Origin of the sequence: Azotobacter chroococcum, assembly GCF_004339665.1 — a bacterium.
GTDB classification, from domain to species: Bacteria; Pseudomonadota; Gammaproteobacteria; order Pseudomonadales; family Pseudomonadaceae; genus Azotobacter; species Azotobacter chroococcum.
Window position 1 is genome coordinate 1 of the sequence record NZ_SMMU01000083.1, and the last position, 2,657, is coordinate 2,657.

The 2,657-nt window shown below is 64.1% G+C and carries 4 protein-coding genes; all 4 read right to left on the reverse strand.

Going from position 1 to position 2,657, the window contains the following annotated elements; genetic code table 11:
- A partial coding sequence (locus EV691_RS23020; protein WP_131302555.1) for a polysaccharide lyase family 7 protein occupies positions 1–840 on the reverse strand: 840 nt, incomplete at its 3' end.
- Between the two features lie 35 nt (positions 841–875).
- Positions 876–1,322 (reverse strand): holin family protein, encoded by a 447-nt coding sequence (locus EV691_RS23025; protein WP_131302553.1) that lies wholly within the window; start codon positions 1,320–1,322, stop codon positions 876–878.
- Complete coding sequence (locus EV691_RS23030; protein ID WP_131302551.1) at positions 1,319–1,795, reverse strand: hypothetical protein; 477 nt, start codon at positions 1,793–1,795, stop codon at positions 1,319–1,321. Before EV691_RS23030 ends, EV691_RS23025 begins: the two co-directional genes overlap by 4 nt.
- 118 nt (positions 1,796–1,913) lie before the next feature.
- A partial coding sequence (locus tag EV691_RS23035) for a hypothetical protein (protein WP_207390295.1) occupies positions 1,914–2,657 on the reverse strand: 744 nt, incomplete at its 5' end.

Below are 2,657 nucleotides of genomic sequence, written 5' to 3' on the forward strand. Positions count from 1 at the left end.
CAGCTTCCCCACGCTTCCCTCCGGCAGGTCGTCGAGCAGATCCTCCATGGCGGACAGCCGCTCGCGGATGCCGGCAGTGGTGTCCTCGCTTTCTGCCGGCTGCTCGGCCGCCGGTAGCGCGGCCGGCTGTACCCGCACGGGTTCGAGATCAACCGTCTGTGCTTTCTGGTTTCCATGCGTCATAGTCAGCGCATAGAAGGTGGCCCGGCCGGCGCCCTCCCCGCCGATCTTCTCCTGGCTGTACATCCCCGCCTTGGCGTACCACTTGTCGCCCTTGTACGAAGCCACGTCGAACTGGTACTGCCGAGTGACGCCGTTGACCACTACCGTAAAAGCCCCGCCGCTGGTCACCTCGGCGGAATAGTCCAGCATGTCGCCCAGATGGTAGCCCTTCAGGATCGGATCCTTGATTTCCTGGCCGTTGTACTTGGGCCGGTACTGCACGTAGATGGTGTCGCCGGTGATCTGCAGCTTGAACGGTGGCTTGGTGCTCTTGCCGTGGAACTGGCCGATGATGGCCTTTTTGCTCTTTGCCAGGGCATCGACAGTCAGAGTCGCGCTCAGGCTGTGAACCGGCGCGCTGCCGAGGCTCCAGTTGGCCTCGTCGTCGTCGCCGTTGGGCAGGGTCTCCCGAAGCTCGCTGCGCGGGTAGGCGCTGTTGGTGGTCGACTTCATGCCATCCCCGGATGACGGGGCGAAGAAAGTGATAGAGCCGTCGGCATTACGGACAAACCACTCAGACGCATAGGTCTGCAACTTCTTAGTCTGGATGATCTTGGCGCCGGCCGGGATGGTCAGGTTCCAGTGGGAAAGGTCTATTTTTTGGGGAAGGTCAATCATGGCAATCTCCGGATGGTGCAGGTTGGTGGTTGGCCTCACTTCGGATTGGCGATCATGCTCACCCTCTTCCAGCGGTCGACCGATCGCATGGTGCCAAGGCCAAGCATGCCGAAGATCAGCTCGAACAGCACATCATCGAGCGAGGGCAGCGGCGGAACATCCGCGGCGCCGGCCACGGTCAGCAGCCAGGGCAGCAGCGGCCTGACCAGGAACTCGTAGGCCAGGCCCGCCACGCAGACGTAACCGGCCAATGGTCGCCAGCCGGCCTGGAATCCGGACTGGCTCGCGGCCTCCACCTCGTTGATCTTCGCCTGGGCCAGGTTGACCTGCAGGGCTGCGTCCAGATCCTTGAACGCACCTTCCTGCTGCAGCCTGAGCAGCTCGAGCTGAGCCATGGCCTTCTGCTCAGGATCAGGGATCAGGCGGTCGAGCAGGCCGGCGACGGTCGGCAGCAGTGCCGTGGCGGTTGTCAGCAGGGTCATGCCAGCACCTCATCCATCGCCTGCGCATAGAGACGGTCCCAGCTGTGCCGGTGCGGTTTGCCGGGTCGCCAGGTGCGCAGGTACAGATCCCACGCGGCGCCTACCTCACCAATCGCCGGCAGCGGCGCCGGATCGGTCCACAGCAGCAGGCGGGCGAAGGCGGCGGCGAGGATGTCGTCGTGCTCGAGCGCGGCATAGACAGCGCTCGGCACCGGCGCGATGCCGCGGACCTCGCAGACCGCCAGCGCATGCGACCGGCTCAGCGGGTGCTGCAGCACGCCACGCACGCCGCCGCCCTGCTCGAACTGCCAGAGGCCACGAGCAGGCCCGCCGACCTGCCGGCGATGGATCAGGCCGGACTCCTGCAGGCCGATGGCAAGCAGCAGGGCTACGGCCTGGGCGCTGGTCATGCGCGCAGGCAACAGCGCAAGCGCCGGGGCGATGGCCGCGGCGCGGATCTCAGATAGACGCATGTTGGCTCCAGAAATGAAAACCCCGCCGAGCGGGGTAGTTGGCTATCAGGGCGAGAAATGGCCGGCGTCAGCGGCTGCGTGATCGGCCGTGTATTGAGTGTGCGAGCATGGAGGCTCCTTAAATCAGGCTGGCACGGCCTGGCTTGCTGGAGTCGCGCATCAGAATCTTGTAATAGCCGGCCGAAGTCGCGCCGAACCCGAGGCGGATGAACGTGTTGTCCTGCCCGGACCCGAACCCGGAGATATATCCACCGATCAAATCCCGAGTATTGGGGTCGAAAACTTTGTACATGACCTCCGCAGCAGTCGGAACGAGCGCGGCTCCTGACGCTCCGGTAGCGATGCTCTCGACCGTCAGCGTGTTTCCTGATGCAGTCCGGCGCAGGAACACTTTCGCCCACTCACCAGCCCCACTGCCCTGAATGTCGACCTCGACCGGCAGCGAGTCATAGAACCCGGTCGCCCCGGAAACCGATGGCATAACGGCGTCTGGAGCCGGCAGATAGACGTTGCTCGGCAGCGAGGCCGCGGCAGGGGGGCTGCTGGAGTCGTTGAACGCGATAAATGGGTATTGCCAGATCATGATCGTCGATTGCCCGAAAACCAGACTCTCCACAGTCCCTGCGACGTTCTGACGGCCTGCTTCGTCTATAGACGCCTCCTGTAGCAGCAGCCCTTGGAAATAGCCGGTCCCAGTGAATCCGGCCGGCGCCGACACTGAAACCGTTTTCCATCCGCGCCCGACGAGCAGCCCCATGTGCTGCATGCGCCCCGATGAGCCTGCGCGCCCGGGCTGCACTCTGTATCCTGTCGTCTCACGCAGCTCGCGATTAAAAGAGCTGCGCACAGGGAATCGGTTCGG